Here is a 17305-nt window from a genome sequence, read left to right on the forward strand (position 1 = left end):
CCACTCGGGCACCTTGGCGGCGACGATCTCGGCCTCGACGTCGTGGTCGAGGTAGTTGAGCGTGGTGACGATGTTCCAGCGGTCCATCTGGCCCTGATTGATCTGCTGGGTGCCGTGATAGAGGCCCGAGGTGTCGCCAAGGCCGATGGTGTTCGTCGTGGCGAACAGGCGGAAGAATTTGTTCGGGCGGATGACGCGGTTCTGGTCGAGCAGGGTCAGGCGGCCCTGGGCCTCGAGCACGCGCTGGATGACGAACATCACGTCGGGGCGGCCGGCGTCGTACTCATCGAAGACGAGGGCGATGGGGCGCTGGATGGCCCAGGGCAGCATGCCCTCGCGGAATTCGGTGACCTGTTTGCCGTCCTTGAGGACGATGGCGTCCTTGCCGACCAGGTCGATGCGGCTGACGTGGGCGTCGAGGTTGACGCGGACCATGGGCCAGTTGAGGCGGGCGGCGACCTGTTCGATGTGGGTCGACTTGCCGGTGCCGTGATAGCCCTGGACCATGACGCGGCGGTCGAAGGCGAAGCCGGCGCAGATGGCCAGGGTGGTCTGGGGGTCGAAGCGGTAGGCGTCGTCGATGTCGGGCACGTGGCTGTCGCGCTCGTCGAACATCGGCACGGTCATGTCCGAGTCGATGCCGAACACCTCGCGCACGGTGGCGCGGCGGTGCGGCTCCATGGTCAGGAGGGCGTCGGGGGTGGCGTCGAGCGGGGAGGTCATGGGCCTCCCTTAGAATCCCAGCGGGGCGGGGTCCAGCGGACGCGGGTGCGCGGGTGAAATATCGGCGCTTTACAGCCGCGCTTCACGAGCGTAATAACTGACCGGTCAGTTAGAAAGATTTCCGATGCTGCCCGCAGGCGAGCCCAAATTCCGCCGACGCCCCGCCGACCGCCCGGCCGAAATCCTGTCGGCGGCGCTGGAGGTGTTCGCCGAGCGCGGCTTCCAGGCGGCGCGGCTGGAGGAGGTGGCGAAGCGGGCGGGCGTGTCGAAGGGCGCGCTGTACCTGTATTTCGAGACCAAGGCCGACCTGTTCCGGGCGGTGGTCACCGACGCCATCTCGCCCAACATCGAGAAGGTGAAGGGCCTGGCCTCGGCGCCGGTCCCGTTCGAACAGGCGGCGCGGATGGGGCTGGGCATGATGGCCCGCACGGTGGCCGTCGACCGGCGGATCACCGGGGTGGTCAAGCTGGTCATCGCCGAGAGCCGCAATCATCCCGAACTGGCGGCCATCTGGCATGAGACGGTGGTCGAGCCCGGCGTGCAGCTGATGAGCGGGCTGATCGCGGCGGCGCAGGCGCGTGGCGAGGTGAGGGCGGGCGACCCGCGGCTGTTCGCCTTCGGCCTGATGGGGCCGATGGTGCTGTCGATGGTTTGGCGCGAGACCTTCGAACCGGTCGGAGCGCCGGCGATCGACGTGCCGGCGCTGGCCGACCAGCATCTGGACACGGTCCTGAGGGGGATGAGGCCATGAAGCGTCCGAAGCTGAGCCTGCGCCCCGTGCTGGCGGTCGGGGCGATCGCGATCCTCGCCCTGCTGGCCTGGTTCTTCTTCCTGCGCGGCGGCGAGGCGCGCACCCTGACCGGCTATATCGAGGGCGAGCGGGTCTATCTGGCGGCGCCGGTCTCAGGCTCGGTGGCGGCGCTGTACGTGCGCGAGGGCCAGCGGGTGGCGGCGGGCGGCCGCACCTTCCTGATCGATCCGCAGGTGCAACGGGCCCAGGCCGACAGCGCGGCGGCGGCGGTGGGCGCGGCCGAGGCGAGGGCCGACGATCTCCGTAAGGGCCAGCGGGCCGAGGAGTTGTCGGTGTTCGACGCCGAACTGGCGGCGGCGCAGGCCAGCGAGCGGGTCGCCGAGGCGGACTATGCCCGCATCGAACCGCTGGTGCGACGCGGCATCTACGCCCCGGCGCGTCTGGATCAGGCAAGGGCGGCGCGCGACGCGGCGCGGGCGCAGACGGCGGCGGTGCGCCGGCGGCGCGAGGCCGCCACCCTGGGCGCCCGCGTGGATGCGATCGCGCAGGCGGAGCAGCAGGCGCGGCAGGCCGCAGGCGGGCTGAGCGAGGCGCAGGCGCGGCTGGGCCAGCTGTCGCCCGCGGCGCCGGCGGCGGCGCGGGTCGAGGAGGTGTTCTACCGGCCCGGCGAATGGGCCCCGGCCAATACGCCGGTGCTGGCCCTGCTGCCCGACAGCGAGGTCAAGCTGGTGTTCTTCGTGCCCGAGGCGGAGATGGCGCGCTACCGGCCGGGCAGGACGGTGAGCTTCCGCTGCGACGGCTGCGCGGCGGTGGGCCGGGCGCGCATCAGCTGGGTCAGTCCGCGGCCGGAGTTCACCCCGCCGGTGCTCTACAGCCGGGGCAGCCGCGACCGGCTGGTCTATCGGGTGGAGGCGCGGCCGGACGGCGCCGCGACGCTGAACCCGGGGCTGCCGGTGGATGTGACGCCGCTGGGAGCGGGCGAGTGAGTTCGCCCGCCGGGCCGGTCATCGACGTGCGGGGGCTGAACAAGTCGTTCGGGTCGCTGCATGCGGTCAGGGACTTCGGCATCACTGTCGAGCGGGGCCGCATCTGCGGTTTCCTGGGGCCGAACGGAGCGGGCAAGACGACCACGCTGCGGATGCTGTGCGGCCTGCTGACGCCGGACAGCGGCGAGGGAACCGTGCTGGGCTACGACGTCATGCGCCAGTCGCAGGCGATCAAGCGGCGCGTCGGCTATATGACGCAGAAATTCTCGCTCTACGAAGACCTGTCGATCGAGCAGAACCTGATGTTCACGGCGCGGGTGCATGAGCTGGACCGGCGGCGCGAGCGGGTGCAGGCGGCGCTGGACCGGCTGGGCCTGACGGCGCGGCGGGCGCAACTGGCGGGAAACCTGTCCGGCGGGTGGAAGCAGCGGCTGGCGCTGGCGGCGGCGACCCTGCACGGGCCCGACCTGCTGCTGCTGGACGAGCCGACGGCGGGGGTCGATCCGGAGGCGCGGCGCACCTTCTGGGACGAGATCCACGCCCTGGCGGCGGACGGCATGACGGTGCTGGTCTCGACCCACTACATGGACGAGGCCGAGCGCTGTCACGAGATCGCCTATATCGCCGGCGGGCGGACGCTGGCGCGCGGTACGGCGGACGCGGTGATCGCGGCGTCGGGTTTGGCGACCTTCCACGCCGAGGGGCCGGGCGCCGACCGGCTGGCGCGCGAACTGCGCGGCAAGCCGGGCGTGGAGATGGCGGCGCCCTTCGGGACCGTGCTGCACGTCTCGGGACGCGACCGGACGGCGCTGGAGGCGGCGATCCGGCCGTACCGCAAGCCCCCGCTGGTCTGGACCGAGACGCGGCCGACGCTGGAGGACGTCTTCATCCAGCTGATCCACGACATCGAGGCCAGCAAGGCCAGGACGCCGGAAAGGGCGGCCTGAGATGCTGTCGCTGACCCGGACGTGGGCCGTGATGGCCAAGGAGTTCGTGCAGCTGACGCGCGACCGGCTGACCTACGCCATGATCCTGGCGCTGCCGATCGTGCAGCTGCTGCTGTTCGGCTATGCCATCAACGACGATCCGCGGCATTTGCCGACAGCGGTGCTGGTGCAGGACAACGGCGGCTTCTCGCGCTCGATCCTGACGGCGATGAACAACAGCGGCTATTTCGACATCGTGCTGCAGGCGCGCAGCCAGTCGGAGCTGGACCGGGCGCTGGAGCGGGGCGAGGCGCAGTTCGCGGTGATCATCCCGGCCGATTTCACCCGGCGGGTCGTGCGCGGCGACGCGGCGCAGATCCTGGTGGAGGCTGACGCCACCGATCCCTCGGCCACCAGCGGCGCCGTGGCGGCCCTGGCCAGTCTGCCGACGCAGGCGCTGAACCGGGACCTGACCGGGCCGCTGGCCGCCCGGGCGCCCGGCGCGGCGCCGTTCGAGGTGGTGGTGCACCGGCGCTACAATCCCGAGGCCATCACCGCCTACAACATCGTGCCCGGCCTGCTGGGCGTGATCCTGTCGATGACGCTGGTGATGATGACCTCGCTGGGCATGGCGCGCGAGCGCGAGCGGGGCACGATGGAGAGCCTGTTGTCGACGCCGGTGCGGCCGCTGGAGGTCATGGTCGGCAAGCTGGCGCCCTATGTGCTGGTCGGGGTGCTGCAGGCGGCGGTGATCCTGGTGATGGCGCGGGTGCTGTTCGACGTGCCGATGAGCGGCGGCTGGGGCGCGCTGATCGCCGGTCTGATGCTTTTCATCGTCGGCTCGCTGTCGCTGGGCTTCCTGATCTCGACGGCGGCGAAGACCCAGCTGCAGGCGATGCAGATGAGCTTCTTCTACATGCTGCCGTCGATCCTGCTGTCGGGCTTCATGTTCCCGTTCCGGGGCATGCCGGACTGGGCCCAGGCGATCGGCACGATGATCCCGGTGACCCACTTCCTGCGGGTGGTGCGGGGGTCGCTGCTGAAGGGGGTCGGGCTGGAGAACGCCGGACCGAGCCTGTTCGCCCTCGGCCTGTTCGTGCTGGCGGTCGGCACGCTGGCGATGCTGCGCTACCGCACCACGCTGGACTAGGCGGTCAGGCCAGGCCGGCCTTCTTCAGGGTCTTGTAGGCCTTGATGACGTTCTGGAGCTTGGCCTCGGCGCCGCGGTCGCCCTTGTTCAGGTCGGGGTGGAAGCGTTTCAGCAGCTCGTGATAGCGGGCCTTGATCGCCTTCTTGTCGGTGCGGACGTCGAGGTCGAGGTCGGCCAGCGCGGCGCGCTCCAGCTTGCCCAGGCGCAGGTCGTCCTGACCGTCCGGCCCGGCCTGCTCGCGGGTGCGGCGGCCGAACAGGCCGAAGCTGTCGCGCCAGCTGCCGGCGCCCTGGGTGTTGGCCGTGCCGAACTTCGAGGCGAAGGCGGCGGCTTCGCGGGTGAATTTGCCGGCCTTCATCTCCCAGGTCGGGCGGCCGCCGGTCATGGCCTCGTTCTCCTGGGCGGCGCGGACCTCGCCCTCGGTCATGCCGGCGTAGAAGTTCCAGCCCTTGTTGTACTCGCCGGCGTGGCGCTGGCAGAAGTCGTAGAAGTCGTTGAGGCGCTCGCGCGACTTGGGGGCGCGCGCCGTCGCGGCCTGGCGGCAGTCCGGCCACTGGCACGGCTTCTCGCCCGGCTTGACGTGCAGCACGTCGGCCTCGGCCGCCTCCTCTTCGGGGCGGGGCGGCTTGACCCGCATGTCCTTGAAGCGCGGCTTGTATTGAAAGGCGGATGACATCGCACGAAGTGTAGGGTCGAATTGGTCACCAACAAGGACAAGCGCATGCCGGAAGGCCCGATCGCGACGATTATTCGCGAAAAACTCACGGCGGGGCTGTCGCCGGTCCGTCTGGAGATCGAGGACGACAGCGGGCGTCACGCCGGTCATCACCACGAGGGCGGCGTCGACGGCCGGGCCGGCGGCGAGAGCCATTTCAATCTGACGGTGGTGTCGGCCGCCTTCGAAGGCCAGGGGCGGGTGCAACGCCAGCGGGCGGTGAACGATCTGCTGCGCGAGGAACTGGCGGGGCCGGTGCACGCCCTGTCGATCCGGGCCCTGACGCCGGAGGAGGCGGGCGCGGCCTGATCGCGTTCAGCGGACGGTTGTTACGAGAATTTCATCGTTCACCTCGTCTTAGAAGGTTGGCCATAGCGTTCGCCGCGGGAATGTTCGGGAGCTGGGGCGCGCAATGGTCGAATCCGACGGAATCAGCAAGCCGGCGAACGGTGAACCGGGTTCCGGCGAAGCGGCCCAGGCTCTGCGCGCCATCCTGCAGACCCAGTATCTGCGCTATCTGATCATCTCCAGCTGGGCCGTCGGCCTGCTGGCTGTGGTCGGCCCCGTCGCCTCGGTCATGTGGGTCTTCGGCACGATCGCCGCCGGCGCCCTTCGCGGGGCGGTGGAGAAGCGCATCAGTCAGCGCGTCGGGGCGGGCTGGGGGCTGATCTTCCCGGCCGTGGCCACCGGAACCACCGCCGCCTGGGCGACCGCGCCCCTGATGGCGTGGTTCTCGGGCCATCCGTTCGGCCAGCCGCTGGCGATGACCCTGCTGGTGTCCGGCTATGTGCTGGTGTTCGCCCAGCTGCGAAGCTCGCCGAAACAGGCCGTGGTGATCTCCTCGCCGTATAGCGTGGCCGCGGCGGTGATCGCCGGCTCGCTGTGGGGCACCGATCTGTTCTGGGCCTTCATGGGCGTGGTGCCCTTCACGGCCGCCGGCCTGGTGGTGCTGGTGCTGATGACCATGCTGCGCGAAGAGCGGATCCGCGCCTTCCAGGAGCACCAGGCCCATCTGATCGAGGAGCTGGAGTCCGCCCGCGACCGCGCCAATGCGGCCAGCGAGGCCAAGTCCAGCTTCCTGGGCGTCATCTCGCACGAGCTGCGTACGCCGATGAACGGCGTGCTCGGCGCGGCCCAGCTGCTGGGCGCGACCCGGCTGGAGCCGACCCAGCGCGAATATCTGTCGATCATCCGCAACTCGGGCGACAACCTGCTGAGCCTGCTGAACGACATCCTCGACATGACCAAGATCGAGGCCGGCAAGATGACGTTCGAGATGGTCGACGTGACCGTCGAGGAACTGCACAAGCGCGTCACCGGCCCGTTCCAGGCCCAGGCCGAGGCCAAGGGCCTGACCTTCGCCGCCCATTTCGAGGGCGAAACCCCGGCGGTGGTGCGCGGCGATCCGCTGCGCGTCTGCCAGGTCATTCACAACCTGCTGTCCAATGCCGTGAAATTCACCGACGCCGGCGAGGTCACCTACACGGTCCGGTCGGAGAGGATCGGCGACGACCGGGTCCGCTTCGACTTCGCCGTCCGGGATTCCGGCGCCGGCATCTCGCCCGAAGACCTGGCGCGCCTGTTCCAGCCGTTCACCCAGGTGGACGCCTCGTCGACGCGCCGTTTCGGCGGCACGGGGCTGGGGCTGACCATCTCGCGGCGCATGGCCAACATCATGGGCGGCGATATCTCGGTGGTGTCCACGCTCGGCGAAGGCTCGACCTTCACCTTCAGCGTCGAGGCCGAGGTGGTCGAATGGACCCGCGAGGAGGCCGCGGCCCCGATCGCGGCCGCGGTCGAGGACGGCCGCTCGCTCAACGTGCTGGTGGTCGAGGACCATCCGGTCAACCGCATGATCCTCGAGGCCTGGATGAGCTCGGCGGGACACACATCGTCGACGGCCGAGAACGGCCAGATCGCTCTCGAAATGGCTGCCGGCCAGCGCTTCGACCTGATCGTCATGGACGTCAACATGCCGGTCATGGACGGGCTGACGGCCACGCGCGGCATCCGGGCCGGAAACGGCGCCAACGCAGACACGCCGATCGTGGTCCTGTCCGCCTCCGCCCGCACCGAGGACCACGAAGCGGGGCTTGAGGCGGGGGCCGACGCCTATCTGAACAAGCCGATCGATTTCGCCGCCCTCGCCCAGGTGATGAACCAGGTCGGCGGCGGCCGGGCCGCCCTGCGGTCGCTCGTCGAGGCCGAGGAAAAGGCCGAGGCGGCCTGATCCTCACCGGCGGCTCCGGTTTCCTCAATGCGGCGCCCCCGGGGGAGACTTCCGGGGTGTTTTCGCGTTTGAAGGCGCGATGCGCGCCTTCGCCGAACTGCTGGACCGCCTGTCGCTGACGGCCTCGCGCAACGCGAAGCTGGTGCTGTTGCGGGACTATCTGAGGACCACGCCGGATCCCGACCGGGGCTGGGCCCTGGCTTCGCTGACCGGAGACCTCGCCTTCGATGCGGCCAAGCCGGCGATGATCCGCAAGGCCGTGGAGGGGCGGGTCGACCCGGTCCTGTTCGGCTGGTCCCATGACTATGTCGGCGACCTGGCCGAGACGGTGGCCCTGATCTGGCCGCGGAATCCCGACCATCGGGCCAATCGCGAACCGGAACTCGGCGAGGTCGTGGAGGCGCTGCGCACCGCCAGCCGCGGCGAAGTGGCCGGATTGCTCGAAGGCTGGCTGGACGCGCTCGAGCCGAAGGGCCGCTGGGCGCTGCTGAAATTGATGACCGGCGCCCTCCGCGTCGGCCTGTCGGCGCGGCTGGCCAAGACCGCGGCGGCCATGATGCGGCCGGAGGCGGTCAGCGAGCCGCCAGACCCGGAGGGCGGCGAGACGGCGCGGGCGCTGGAGCCGGTGGACGCCTCCGACATCGAGGAGATCTGGCACGCGCTGGCGCCGCCCTACGCCGACCTGTTCGCGTGGCTGGAAGGGCGCGCCGACAAGCCCAGCGGCGACGCGCCGGGGCGTTTCCGGCCGGTGATGCTGGCGGTGGCCCTCGACGAGGCGGTCGACTTCGCCCGCCTCGATCCCGCCGACTACGCCGCGGAATGGAAGTGGGACGGCATCCGGGTGCAGGCGGTGCGGGAGGGCGGAACGGCCCGGCTGTATTCGCGAACCGGCGACGAGATATCGGGCGCCTTTCCCGACGTGATGACGGGGCTCGCCTTCGAGGGCGCGGTCGACGGCGAACTGGTGGTCTGGCGCGCGGACGATGGCGGGAAGGGCGGGGTGGCGCCCTTCGGCGACCTGCAGCAGCGGCTGAACCGCAAGACGGTCGACGCGAAGATGACGGCGGCCTTCCCGGCGGCGATCGTCGCCTACGATCTGCTGGCGGAGCATGGGGAGGATCTGCGGCCGCTGCCCCTGCGCGAGCGGCGGGCGCGGCTGGAAACCCTCCTGGCCGGCCACGAGGGGGACCGGCTGCATCTGTCGCCGGTCGTCCCGTATGCGGGCTGGGACGAACTGGCCGTGCTCCGCGCCGATCCTCCCGTAGGGGCGGCGGCCGAGGGGCTGATGCTGAAGCGCTGGGACAGCCCCTATGTCGCGGGCCGGCCCAAGGGGCCGTGGTTCAAGTGGAAGCGCGATCCGCACGTCATCGACGTCGTGCTGATGTACGCCCAGCGTGGGCACGGCAAGCGGTCGAGCTTCTACTCCGACTACACCTTCGGCGTCTGGACCGACGAGGGGGCGTTGACCCCCGTCGGCAAGGCCTATTTCGGCTTCACCGACGAGGAGCTGAAGCAGCTCGACAAGTTCGTCCGCGATCACACGGTGGAGCGTTTCGGGCCGGTGCGGTCGGTCCGGGCCGGGCGGGACTTCGGCCTGGTGCTGGAGATCGCCTTCGAGGGGTTGAACCGGTCGACGCGGCACAAGTCCGGCGTGGCCATGCGCTTCCCGCGGGTCAGCCGCATCCGCTGGGACAAGCCGGCGCGCGAGGCCAACACCCTCGACGACGTCATGGACCTGCTGGACGCGCTGGAGAGCGGCGGCGGTCGGGTCGGGACCGCCCGGACATGAAGAATCCCGCATCGCGGGCTTCCAAATCAGGGCGGGGACGTTAGACCCGGCTCATGGTTGCGCTTCCGACTTCGCTGAACGACGCCGTGGCCGCGGGCCAGCGGGCGATGACCCTCGATGCGGCCGTGCTGGCCAAGGTCACGGACATGGCCGGGGACCTGGCGGTCAATCTGACGATCGCCTCGGTCATCCTCATGGCGACGGTGATCGGCGCGAAATGGGCGTCGCGGATCACCCGGCGCGCCCTGTCGAAGGTGCGCGGCTTCCGGCACGACCCGACGGTGCTCAGCTTCGTCGTGCAGGTGGTGCGGGTGGTGGTCTACATCATCGGCTTCATCGCCGTGCTGCAACGGCTGGGGGTCCAGACCACCTCGATCATCGCGGTTCTGGGGGCGGCCTCGCTGGCGGTCGGCCTGGCCTTGCAGGGCACGTTGTCGAACGTCGCGGCCGGGGTGCTGCTGCTGGTCCTGCGGCCCTACAAGGTGGGCCATGTCATCGACATCGGCGGCGTCAGCGGCACGGTGCAGCGGCTGGATCTGTTCACCACCCAGATGTCGAACGCCGACAACCACAAGATCGTGGTGCCCAATTCGAAGGTGCTGAACGACGTTATCCTGAACCTGTCAGGCCAGCGGACGCGGCGGATCGAGATCAATTTCACCGTCGGCTACGGCGAGGATCTGAACCAGACCCGCGCGGTGCTGGTGAAGGTCGCCGGGGATCATGAGAAGGTCCTGCCCGATCCGGCGCCCTGGACCGGCGTGACCGGTCTGCTGGACAGCGCGGTGCAGGTCACCCTGCACGCCTGGGTCAAGTCCGACGACTGGTGGCAGGTGCGGGCGGATCTGATGCAGGGCGGAAAGGAGGCGCTGGACGCCGCCGGCATCGAAATTCCTTTTCCTCACCAGGTCGCCGTCCCCTATGGCGACGAGACCGTCATGCCGCTGGTCGCGGTGCGCACGGTCGAGGAACACGGGCCGGACGCTGGGGACGACGGGACGGAACGGACTTCGGACGGGGAACAGGGCTGAGCCATGCGTTACGACTTCGGATCGGACAACACCGCCGGCATGGCCCCCGCCGCTCTCCAGGCGCTGGTGGACGCCAATGAAGGCTATGCCCGGGCCTATGGGGCCGACGAGGTCACCGCCCGGGCCGCCGACCAGATCCGGCGCCGCCTGGACGCCGACGCCGACATCCGCTTCGTCTTCTCGGGCACGGCGGCCAACGCCATCGCCCTGTCGATGCTGGCGTGGCCGCACGAGGCGGTGCTGGCCCATCATGCCGCCCACGTCTGCACCGACGAGACGGGCGCGCCCGGCTTCTTCGGCTCCGGCGTCGGCCTGATCGGCCTGCCGGGATTTTCCGGCAAGATCGACCCCGTAGCTCTGAACGCCGCCCTGGAGGAACCGGAGGTCGGTCACCGCCAGCCGCCGGCGGCCCTGAGCCTGACCCAGTCGACCGAATACGGCACGGTCTACGCCGAGGAGGAGCTGCGCCACCTGATCGAGCCGGTGAAGCTGAAGGGCTGCGGCGTGCATCTGGACGGGGCGCGGCTGGCCAATGCGGCGGCGGCCGGCTTCGACCTGACCCAGATCGCCCGGCTGGGGGTGGACGTGCTGGTGTTCGGCGGTGCGAAGGCCGGGGCCAACTGCACCGAGGCCATCGTCATGTTCGACAAGTCGCTGGCCCGCCGCATCGACAACCGCCTGAAACAGGCCGGCCAGACCGCGTCGAAGGCGCGCTTCCTGGCCGCCCCGTTCCTCGGCCTGCTGGAGAGCAACGCCTGGGAGGACGGCGCCGCCCACGCCAATCTGATGGCGCAGCGGCTGGCGGACGGGATTCTCGCCGGCTCGGCCTTCGCCCTGGCCCATCCGGTCGAGGCCAACGCGGTGTTCGTCCGCATGCCGCCGGACGCGCATCGACGGCTCAATGACCTCGGCTGGGCCTGCTACCGGTTCGACGACGGCTCGGTCCGCTTCGTCTGCTCGTGGGCCACGACCGCCGGGGCGGTGGACGACCTGCTGGACGCGATCCGCCGCCTCTGATACCCGCGAAGTGTCGGGAATCCGACTTTACCGTGATCAGCTTCGATGCGCCGCGGATGAGGGGAGCGGCGCATGGCGAAGCCTGTGAAAGATCAGGCCATGCCGCCAGTGGACCGGGCCTTGCGCGACGCTTTCAGGACCATCGAAGCCGCACCCGTGCCCGACGCGATCACGGACCACGTCGACCGCCTGACCGTCGATCCTGAGGAACCCGAAGAGCCGGCGTGACTCTCAGGCGTCGCCGCGCGGCATGTCCATCGCCTCGGCGAGGCGGTTGCGGGCGCGGTTGACGCGGCTCTTGATCGTGCCGAGGGCGCATCCGGCGATCTCGGCCGCTTCCTCGTAGGACAGGCCGGCGGCGCCGACCATGACGATGGCCTCGCGATGCTCGGGGGGCAGGTCGTCGAGGGCGGTCTTCAGCGCGCTCAGTTCCACCGTCCATTCCTGACTCCCCTCGGCCGTCAGCCGGGCGGCGTGGTGGCCGTCCTCGTCGGCGACCTCGCGGCTGCGCTTGGCCACCGACGAGTACCAGGAGTTCCGCAGGATGGTGAAAAGCCATGCCCGGAGATTGGTGCCGGGCTCGAACCGGTCGCGATAGGTCCAGGCCTTGGTCAGGGTCTCCTGCACCAGGTCGTCGGCGTCGGCGCCGTTGCGCGACAGCGACCAGGCGAAGGCGCGCAGGGAGGGGATGCGGGCGGTGACGGCCTCGCGCCAGCTGGTGCGATCGACGATGCCGCCGGGGGCGCCGGAGCCAGAGTCGTGACCGGGATCGTCTCCGGAGTCGTGAGCCTCGATAGGCGCGCTGGGCAGCGACATGCTGACAAAGCTCTCGATAGACGGAATGTCACCGCAAAATCAGGGACGTGCGATTTCAACGCCCGCTCGGCTGGACCGTTCCGCTGGACACCTTTCCTTCTGCGTGGAACAAAAGGGGATCATCGCCCGTTGTCCTCAACCGCGGGCGTCGACGGAGCAGGGCCAGGGCATGAGCGCAACCATCAGAGCCTCGGCGTCGTCGGGCGTCATGCTGGAGCAATTCCGCCGCGTGCGCTCGGCCATGCCGGCCCTGGCCTGGGGGTTGAGCCCCGAGGACCTTGCCGCCCAGTCGATGCCGGACTGCAGTCCCGGCAAGTGGCACCTGGCTCATACCAGCTGGTTCTTCGAGGCCCTGATCCTGGGCGAGGAGCCCGGCTACCGGCCGGTCGATCCCCGGTTCCAGACGCTGTTCAACAGCTATTACGAGGCGCTGGGAGAACGGGTGGAGCGGCGTGAGCGCGGGCTGATGACGCGGCCGTCGCTGAACGAGGTGCTGGCCTACCGGCGCGAAGTCGACCGCCGCATGGAGGCGTGGCTGGAGCGCGGCGCGCCCGACGCCCGGCAAACCTATCTGTTCACCCTCGGCCTGCACCACGATCAGCAGCATCAGGAGCTGTTCCTGATGGATCTGCTCAACCTGATGTCCCGGTCCCCGCTGGACCCGGCCGCCTATGACGAGGAGCCCCGGACCCTGCCGGCGCAAGCATCCCGGGGCGGCATGACCCGGTTCGAGGGCGGCCTGGTCCGGATCGGGCACGACGGCGGAGGCTTCGCCTTCGACAACGAGGGCCCGGCCCATCGCCAGTGGCTGGAGCCCTACGGTCTGGATCACGATCTGGTCAGCAACGCCGACTGGATCGCCTTCATCGAGGACGGCGGCTACGACCGTCCGGAGCTTTGGCTCTCCGACGGCTGGGCGACGGTGAAGGCCGAGGGCTGGACGGCGCCGCTGTACTGGCGACGCGACGACGGAGACTGGTCCACCATGACGCTGGCCGGTCGGCGCGCGGTCGATCGCGGCGCGCCGGTGCGGCACGTCAGCTTCTACGAGGCCGAGGCCTACGCCCGCTGGCGGGGGCGGCGCCTTCCGACCGAGGCGGAGTGGGAGCACGCCGTCCGCTGCCGTCCCGAACTGTTCTCGAACGCCTTTGGCGAGGTCTGGCAGTGGACGTCGAGCAGTTACGCCCCATATCGGGGGTTCAGGCCGACCGAAGGAACCGCGTCTGAGTACAACGGCAAGTTCATGGCCAATCAGATGGTGCTGCGCGGGTCATCGTGGGCGACGCCGCAGGGGCATGGGCGGGCCAGCTATCGGAACTTCTTCTATCCGCATCAGAGGTGGGCGTTCATGGGACTGAGACTGGCCGAGGACCTGCCGCCGCCGCCCACGCGCGCGAACAAGGACGGGGAGACCGCGCGCTTCCGCCGCGATCTGATCGCCGGCCTCGGCCGTTCGCCGAAGACCGCGTCGCCGAAGTGGTTCTATGACGCCGAGGGATCGCGCCTGTTCGAGGAGATCACCCGGCTGCCGGAATACTATCCGACCCGGCAGGAGGCGGCGCTGCTGCGCGAGGTCGCCCCGGCGTGGGCGGCCCGGTTCGGCGCCGACGCCACCCTGGTCGAGTTCGGATCGGGGGCCAGCGAGAAGACCCGCATCGTGCTGGACGCCGCGCCCGGCCTCGCGGCCTATGTGCCCATCGACATCAGCGCCGACGCCCTGAACGCCGCGGCCCGGCGCATCGCCGCGAGCTATCCGGCCCTCAAGGTCGCGCCGCTGGTCGGCGACTTCCTGCACCTCGCGGCGCTGCCCGAGGGCGTCGGGCGCGGCCGGCGGGTCGGTTTCTTTCCCGGTTCGACGATCGGCAACCTGGAGCAGGGGGAGGCCGAGGCCTTCCTGGGTGCGGCTCGCCGCCAGCTCGGCGAGGGCGCTCTGTTCATCCTCGGCGTCGACCTCGTGAAGTCGCCGGAGGTCCTGATCGCGGCCTATGACGATGCGGCGGGCGTGACGGCGGCCTTCAACCGCAACCTGCTGGTCCGCGCCAACCGCGAACTGAAGGCGGGGTTCGACGTCGACAGCTTCGTCCACCGCGCGGTGTGGAACGCCGCGGAGTCGCGCATGGAGATGCACCTGGAGGCGACGCGCGACATGGAGGTCGAACTCGACGGCCGCGTGATCGCGTTCCGCGAGGGGGAAACCATCCACACCGAGAACTCGCGCAAATTCACCGAGACCTCGATCCGGGATCTGGCGGCGGCGTCCGGCTGGACGGTGGCCGCGTTCGAGGCCGGCCCCGAGCCGTCGGTGGCCCTGGCGCTGCTGGAAGCCTGATGCGCAAAGGGCGGCGCCGGTCCGGCGCCGCCCGTCGATCCTGCGAAGGGATCGTGGTCCCTATTCCGCGCGGCGGGCTTCCTTGGTGCGCGAGCCGTGCGAGGCCTCGCCGCCCTTGCGGCCGGCCTGGGCGGCCAGGCTGCGATCCTGCGAGAAGCTGCGCTTTTCGCTGGGCACGCTGGCGCCGCCCTTGCGCGCGATCTCCCGCTGTCGCTCCGGGTCCATCGAGGCGAAGCCTCGCTTGGAGACGCCTGAGGCTCGTGTGGGCTGACCTACTGCCATTGCAATGTCCTTTCACGCCGACGGTCGAGGTTGCCTGAATGAACCCCCGCGCCGCCGTCCGGTTCCGGCCCCGTCCTCACGGAAACGCGAGCGAATCAGAGGGTTTGGCGAGGCGTCAGACAGCGCCTTGGCCGTAGGGCCGCGAGTCGCCCTCGCCGCCGCCGCCCGGGTCGAGAGGCGGCACCTCGGCGGGCGTCGAGCCCGGATCGATGTCCGGCTGGGGCGTGTCTGGTTGCGGGATGTCGGGCTGGGGCGTGCCCGGCGGGGTCGGTTCGATATAGGTCATGGCGGCCTCCTTCACGGGTTCAACGCCGCGGCCGGGCGGGCCGTTCAATCACGTTCCCGGCGACGTTCCGGCGGGCCGGAACCCGCGCGGCGCGCGCGGATTGAACAGCCGACCTCATCTCCAGGGAGCCCGCCATGACCGAGACCTACACCGGCCCGACCTCGCCCGAGGACATCGAAGACGAGGTCGAACTCGAGTCGGCCCGACTGGAGCGGGAGGCGGATGCGATACTGGCGGAAGGCGAGGCCCGGGCCTTCGGTCCCAGGCCGATCCACGAGGCCGTGCGCGAGGACGCCCTCGCCGCGCGCGAATGGAGCCGCGCCCGCGCCGAGCGGCTGCGCCGCGCCGTCGAGGACGAGCCGATCAAGGCGACGCTCTACGCCCTCGGCCTCGGCGTCGTCATCGGCATGCTGATCGCCCGCTAGGACGGACCGCTGGCCGGGCGCGGAATCGGCGCCCGGCGCATCGCCTGATCCGAGACGTAGGGATTGTTCCGCCGCTCGGCCCCGAAGGTCGAGGTCGGCCCATGCCCGGGAACGAAGGTCACGTCGTCCCCGAGCGGCCACAGCCGGGTGGTGATGGCGTGCAGCAGCGCGCCATGGTCGCTGCGCGGGAAGTCGGTCCGGCCGATCGATCCCTGGAACAGCACGTCGCCGACCTGGGCGAACCGGGCCTCGCGGTTGAAGAAGATCACATGGCCCGGGGTGTGGCCGGGGCAGTGATAGACTTCCCACGTCGTCTCCCCGAGCGTCAGCACATCGCCGTTGGCCAGCCAGCGGGTCGGGGTGAAGCTGCGCGCCCCGGGCAGGCCGTACATCTGGCCCTGCTGCGGGATGCCGTCGATCCAGAACTGATCGTCCGGGTGCGGACCGATGATATCGAGGCCGGTCTTCTCCTGCAGCTCGGCCGCGCCGCCGGCGTGGTCGAGGTGGCCGTGGGTGATCCAGATGGCCTCCAGCGTCAGGCCCTGCTTCGCCACCATGTCGAGGAGGGCGTCCACCGAGGCCCCGGGATCGATGATCGCCGCCTTCAGGGTCTTGCGGCACCAGACGAGGGTGCAGTTCTGCCGCAGAGGGGTGACCGGGAAGACGGCGACGCCGATCGGGGGAGGGGACTGGTCCATCCGGTCCAGATAGCGGCTCGCGGCCCGATCCGAAACCGCCGCGCCGACCGCGTCTCACGTTGACCTTTGAGCCCGTCATCGACATAAGGGCGGGCTTCAAAGGCGCCGCCTCGAAAGGGCGGCCCTTATTGCTTTACCCACACCGCGCCGCGCCTGCCCGCAGGGCGCCGCCCCAGAGCGTCAGAATCCCGACCATGCAAGTCGTCGAAAAGTCCAACGAAGGCCTCAGCCGCGTGATCGCGGTGACCATTCCGGCCGCCGAGCTGAACCAGAAGCTGGACGCGAAGCTCAAGGAAGTCGCGCCGCAGATGAAGCTGAAGGGCTTCCGTCCGGGCAAGGTCCCGACCTCGCACGTCAAGAAGACCTTCGGCCGCGACCTGATGGGCGAGATCGTCAACAACGCCCTGAACGAGTCGAGCCAGAAGGCGCTGGACGAGGCCAAGGTGCGCCCCGCCGCCCCGGCCGAGATGAAGCTGACCTCGGACATGGACAAGGTCCTGACCGGCGGCGAGGATCTCGCCTACGAGATGTCGCTGGAAGTGATGCCGGACTTCACCCCGGTCGACGTCAAGACGCTGAAGCTGAAGCGTCCGACCTACGAGGCCACCGACGCCGACCTCGACGAGGCGCTGAACGAGCTGGCCGGCCAGGCCAAGTCGTACGAGGAGAAGACCGGCAAGACCGTCAAGGCCGCCGAGGGTGACGAGGTCACTATCGACTTCCTGGGCAAGCTGGACGGCGAACCCTTCGAGGGCGGCGCCGCCGAGGACGCCCAGCTGGTGATCGGCTCGGGCCGCTTCATTCCGGGCTTCGAGGAGCAGCTGAAGGGCGCCAAGGTCGGCGAGGAGAAGGTCCTCAACGTGACCTTCCCCGAGGACTACCAGGCCAAGCATCTGGCCGGCAAGGCCGTGACCTTCGACGTCAAGGTCAAGGCCATCAAGGCCGAGGCCCCGGCCGTGGTCGACGACGAGTTCGCCAAGCGCATCGGTCTGGAGTCGCTGGACAAGCTCAAGGAGCTGCTGCGCGACAACCTGAACCAGCAGTACAAGGGCGCCGCCCGCTTCAAGCTGAAGCGCGCCCTGCTCGACGAGCTGGACAAGGCCCACGACTTCCCGCTGCCGCCCAAGATGGTCGACGCCGAGTTCGACGGC

The 17305-nt window shown here is 69.9% G+C and carries 19 protein-coding genes; 13 read left to right on the forward strand and 6 right to left on the reverse strand.

The features are described from left to right. A partial coding sequence (locus tag VGD32_RS03960; protein ID WP_331030602.1) for an AAA family ATPase occupies nucleotides 1-723 on the reverse strand: 723 nt, incomplete at its 3' end. A gap of 124 nt (nucleotides 724-847) precedes the next feature. Between VGD32_RS03960 and VGD32_RS03965 the strand changes: the two genes are divergently transcribed. The 4 genes from VGD32_RS03965 to VGD32_RS03980 are packed head-to-tail and all read left to right on the forward strand — an operon-like array spanning nucleotide 848 to nucleotide 4536. Next, nucleotides 848-1474, forward strand: coding sequence for a TetR/AcrR family transcriptional regulator (locus VGD32_RS03965; RefSeq protein WP_331030603.1), 627 nt, complete (start codon nucleotides 848-850; stop codon nucleotides 1472-1474). Continuing rightward, nucleotides 1471-2460, forward strand: a complete 990-nt coding sequence (locus VGD32_RS03970) for an HlyD family secretion protein (RefSeq protein ID WP_331030604.1) — start codon at nucleotides 1471-1473, stop codon at nucleotides 2458-2460. Before VGD32_RS03965 ends, VGD32_RS03970 begins: the two co-directional genes overlap by 4 nt. Further along, the gene (locus VGD32_RS03975) at nucleotides 2457-3407 is read left to right on the forward strand and encodes an ABC transporter ATP-binding protein (RefSeq protein ID WP_331030605.1); all 951 of its coding nucleotides are present in this window, start codon (nucleotides 2457-2459) and stop codon (nucleotides 3405-3407) included. Before VGD32_RS03970 ends, VGD32_RS03975 begins: the two co-directional genes overlap by 4 nt. Nucleotide 3408: 1 nt before the next feature. Beyond that, the gene (locus tag VGD32_RS03980) at nucleotides 3409-4536 is read left to right on the forward strand and encodes an ABC transporter permease (protein ID WP_331030606.1); all 1128 of its coding nucleotides are present in this window, start codon (nucleotides 3409-3411) and stop codon (nucleotides 4534-4536) included. Between the two features lie 4 nt (nucleotides 4537-4540). On the opposite strand, the gene VGD32_RS03985 is transcribed toward VGD32_RS03980, so the two are convergent. Beyond that, nucleotides 4541-5212 carry a J domain-containing protein gene (locus tag VGD32_RS03985; RefSeq protein ID WP_331030607.1) on the reverse strand — a complete coding sequence of 224 codons (672 nt, stop codon included), beginning with the start codon at nucleotides 5210-5212 and terminating at the stop codon, nucleotides 4541-4543. Between the two features lie 45 nt (nucleotides 5213-5257). Between VGD32_RS03985 and VGD32_RS03990 the strand changes: the two genes are divergently transcribed. The 6 genes from VGD32_RS03990 (at nucleotide 5258) to VGD32_RS04015 (ending at nucleotide 11546) form a co-directional block, all read left to right on the forward strand. Further along, nucleotides 5258-5560 (forward strand): BolA family protein, encoded by a 303-nt coding sequence (locus VGD32_RS03990; RefSeq protein ID WP_331030620.1) that lies wholly within the window; start codon nucleotides 5258-5260, stop codon nucleotides 5558-5560. A 103-nt stretch (nucleotides 5561-5663) separates the two neighbouring features. Further along, a complete protein-coding gene (locus VGD32_RS03995; RefSeq protein WP_331030608.1) occupies nucleotides 5664-7481 on the forward strand; it encodes an ATP-binding protein in 1818 nt (605 codons plus the stop codon). A gap of 79 nt (nucleotides 7482-7560) precedes the next feature. Continuing rightward, the gene (locus tag VGD32_RS04000; protein ID WP_331030609.1) at nucleotides 7561-9270 is read left to right on the forward strand and encodes a cisplatin damage response ATP-dependent DNA ligase; all 1710 of its coding nucleotides are present in this window, start codon (nucleotides 7561-7563) and stop codon (nucleotides 9268-9270) included. Nucleotides 9271-9323: 53 nt separating this feature from the next. Further along, complete coding sequence (locus VGD32_RS04005; RefSeq protein WP_331030610.1) at nucleotides 9324-10301, forward strand: mechanosensitive ion channel family protein; 978 nt, start codon at nucleotides 9324-9326, stop codon at nucleotides 10299-10301. A gap of 3 nt (nucleotides 10302-10304) precedes the next feature. Then, nucleotides 10305-11318: a threonine aldolase family protein gene (locus VGD32_RS04010; protein ID WP_331030611.1), complete on the forward strand. Its 1014-nt coding sequence runs from the start codon at nucleotides 10305-10307 to the stop codon at nucleotides 11316-11318. Between the two features lie 72 nt (nucleotides 11319-11390). Continuing rightward, the gene (locus VGD32_RS04015) at nucleotides 11391-11546 is read left to right on the forward strand and encodes a hypothetical protein (RefSeq protein ID WP_331030612.1); all 156 of its coding nucleotides are present in this window, start codon (nucleotides 11391-11393) and stop codon (nucleotides 11544-11546) included. 3 nt (nucleotides 11547-11549) lie between these two features. Here VGD32_RS04015 and VGD32_RS04020 read toward each other — a convergent pair whose 3' ends face one another. Beyond that, entirely contained in the window at nucleotides 11550-12134 is a 585-nt protein-coding gene (locus VGD32_RS04020) for a sigma-70 family RNA polymerase sigma factor (RefSeq protein WP_331030613.1), read from the reverse strand. A 169-nt stretch (nucleotides 12135-12303) separates the two neighbouring features. Between VGD32_RS04020 and egtB the strand changes: the two genes are divergently transcribed. Beyond that, nucleotides 12304-14463 (forward strand): ergothioneine biosynthesis protein EgtB, encoded by a 2160-nt coding sequence (gene egtB / locus VGD32_RS04025; protein WP_331030614.1) that lies wholly within the window; start codon nucleotides 12304-12306, stop codon nucleotides 14461-14463. 60 nt (nucleotides 14464-14523) lie between these two features. Here egtB and VGD32_RS04030 read toward each other — a convergent pair whose 3' ends face one another. Further along, nucleotides 14524-14745 (reverse strand): general stress protein, encoded by a 222-nt coding sequence (locus tag VGD32_RS04030; protein ID WP_331030615.1) that lies wholly within the window; start codon nucleotides 14743-14745, stop codon nucleotides 14524-14526. Between the two features lie 115 nt (nucleotides 14746-14860). Then, complete coding sequence (locus tag VGD32_RS04035; protein ID WP_331030616.1) at nucleotides 14861-15031, reverse strand: hypothetical protein; 171 nt, start codon at nucleotides 15029-15031, stop codon at nucleotides 14861-14863. 134 nt (nucleotides 15032-15165) lie between these two features. Between VGD32_RS04035 and VGD32_RS04040 the strand changes: the two genes are divergently transcribed. Next, nucleotides 15166-15456 carry a hypothetical protein gene (locus VGD32_RS04040; protein ID WP_331030617.1) on the forward strand — a complete coding sequence of 97 codons (291 nt, stop codon included), beginning with the start codon at nucleotides 15166-15168 and terminating at the stop codon, nucleotides 15454-15456. Here VGD32_RS04040 and VGD32_RS04045 read toward each other — a convergent pair. Further along, the gene (locus VGD32_RS04045) at nucleotides 15453-16154 is read right to left on the reverse strand and encodes an MBL fold metallo-hydrolase (protein ID WP_331030618.1); all 702 of its coding nucleotides are present in this window, start codon (nucleotides 16152-16154) and stop codon (nucleotides 15453-15455) included. The genes VGD32_RS04040 and VGD32_RS04045 overlap by 4 nt on opposite strands. A gap of 194 nt (nucleotides 16155-16348) precedes the next feature. On the opposite strand from VGD32_RS04045, the gene tig reads away from it, so the two are divergent. Then, nucleotides 16349-17305 (forward strand): trigger factor (gene tig, locus VGD32_RS04050; protein ID WP_331030619.1); only part of this gene is annotated, 957 nt, incomplete at its 3' end.

Source organism: Brevundimonas sp., from assembly GCF_036402095.1.
Taxonomy (GTDB): domain Bacteria; phylum Pseudomonadota; class Alphaproteobacteria; order Caulobacterales; family Caulobacteraceae; genus Brevundimonas.

Bases quoted from the DNA above. Each gene is read 5' to 3' on its own strand.
- VGD32_RS04040 (WP_331030617.1), top strand. From the start codon at position 15,166: ATGACCGAGACCTACACCGGCCCGACCTCGCCCGAGGACATCGAAGAC.
- VGD32_RS03985 (WP_331030607.1), bottom strand. From the start codon at position 5,212: ATGTCATCCGCCTTTCAATACAAGCCGCGCTTCAAGGACATGCGGGTC.
- VGD32_RS04035 (WP_331030616.1), bottom strand. From the start codon at position 15,031: ATGACCTATATCGAACCGACCCCGCCGGGCACGCCCCAGCCCGACATC.
- VGD32_RS04045 (WP_331030618.1), bottom strand. From the start codon at position 16,154: ATGGACCAGTCCCCTCCCCCGATCGGCGTCGCCGTCTTCCCGGTCACC.
- VGD32_RS04005 (WP_331030610.1), top strand. From the start codon at position 9,324: ATGGTTGCGCTTCCGACTTCGCTGAACGACGCCGTGGCCGCGGGCCAG.
- VGD32_RS04030 (WP_331030615.1), bottom strand. From the start codon at position 14,745: ATGGCAGTAGGTCAGCCCACACGAGCCTCAGGCGTCTCCAAGCGAGGC.
- VGD32_RS03980 (WP_331030606.1), top strand. From the start codon at position 3,409: ATGCTGTCGCTGACCCGGACGTGGGCCGTGATGGCCAAGGAGTTCGTG.
- VGD32_RS04000 (WP_331030609.1), top strand. From the start codon at position 7,561: ATGCGCGCCTTCGCCGAACTGCTGGACCGCCTGTCGCTGACGGCCTCG.
- VGD32_RS04020 (WP_331030613.1), bottom strand. From the start codon at position 12,134: ATGTCGCTGCCCAGCGCGCCTATCGAGGCTCACGACTCCGGAGACGAT.
- VGD32_RS04015 (WP_331030612.1), top strand. From the start codon at position 11,391: ATGGCGAAGCCTGTGAAAGATCAGGCCATGCCGCCAGTGGACCGGGCC.
- VGD32_RS03970 (WP_331030604.1), top strand. From the start codon at position 1,471: ATGAAGCGTCCGAAGCTGAGCCTGCGCCCCGTGCTGGCGGTCGGGGCG.
- VGD32_RS03990 (WP_331030620.1), top strand. From the start codon at position 5,258: ATGCCGGAAGGCCCGATCGCGACGATTATTCGCGAAAAACTCACGGCG.
- VGD32_RS03965 (WP_331030603.1), top strand. From the start codon at position 848: ATGCTGCCCGCAGGCGAGCCCAAATTCCGCCGACGCCCCGCCGACCGC.
- VGD32_RS03995 (WP_331030608.1), top strand. From the start codon at position 5,664: ATGGTCGAATCCGACGGAATCAGCAAGCCGGCGAACGGTGAACCGGGT.
- VGD32_RS04010 (WP_331030611.1), top strand. From the start codon at position 10,305: ATGCGTTACGACTTCGGATCGGACAACACCGCCGGCATGGCCCCCGCC.
- egtB (WP_331030614.1), top strand. From the start codon at position 12,304: ATGAGCGCAACCATCAGAGCCTCGGCGTCGTCGGGCGTCATGCTGGAG.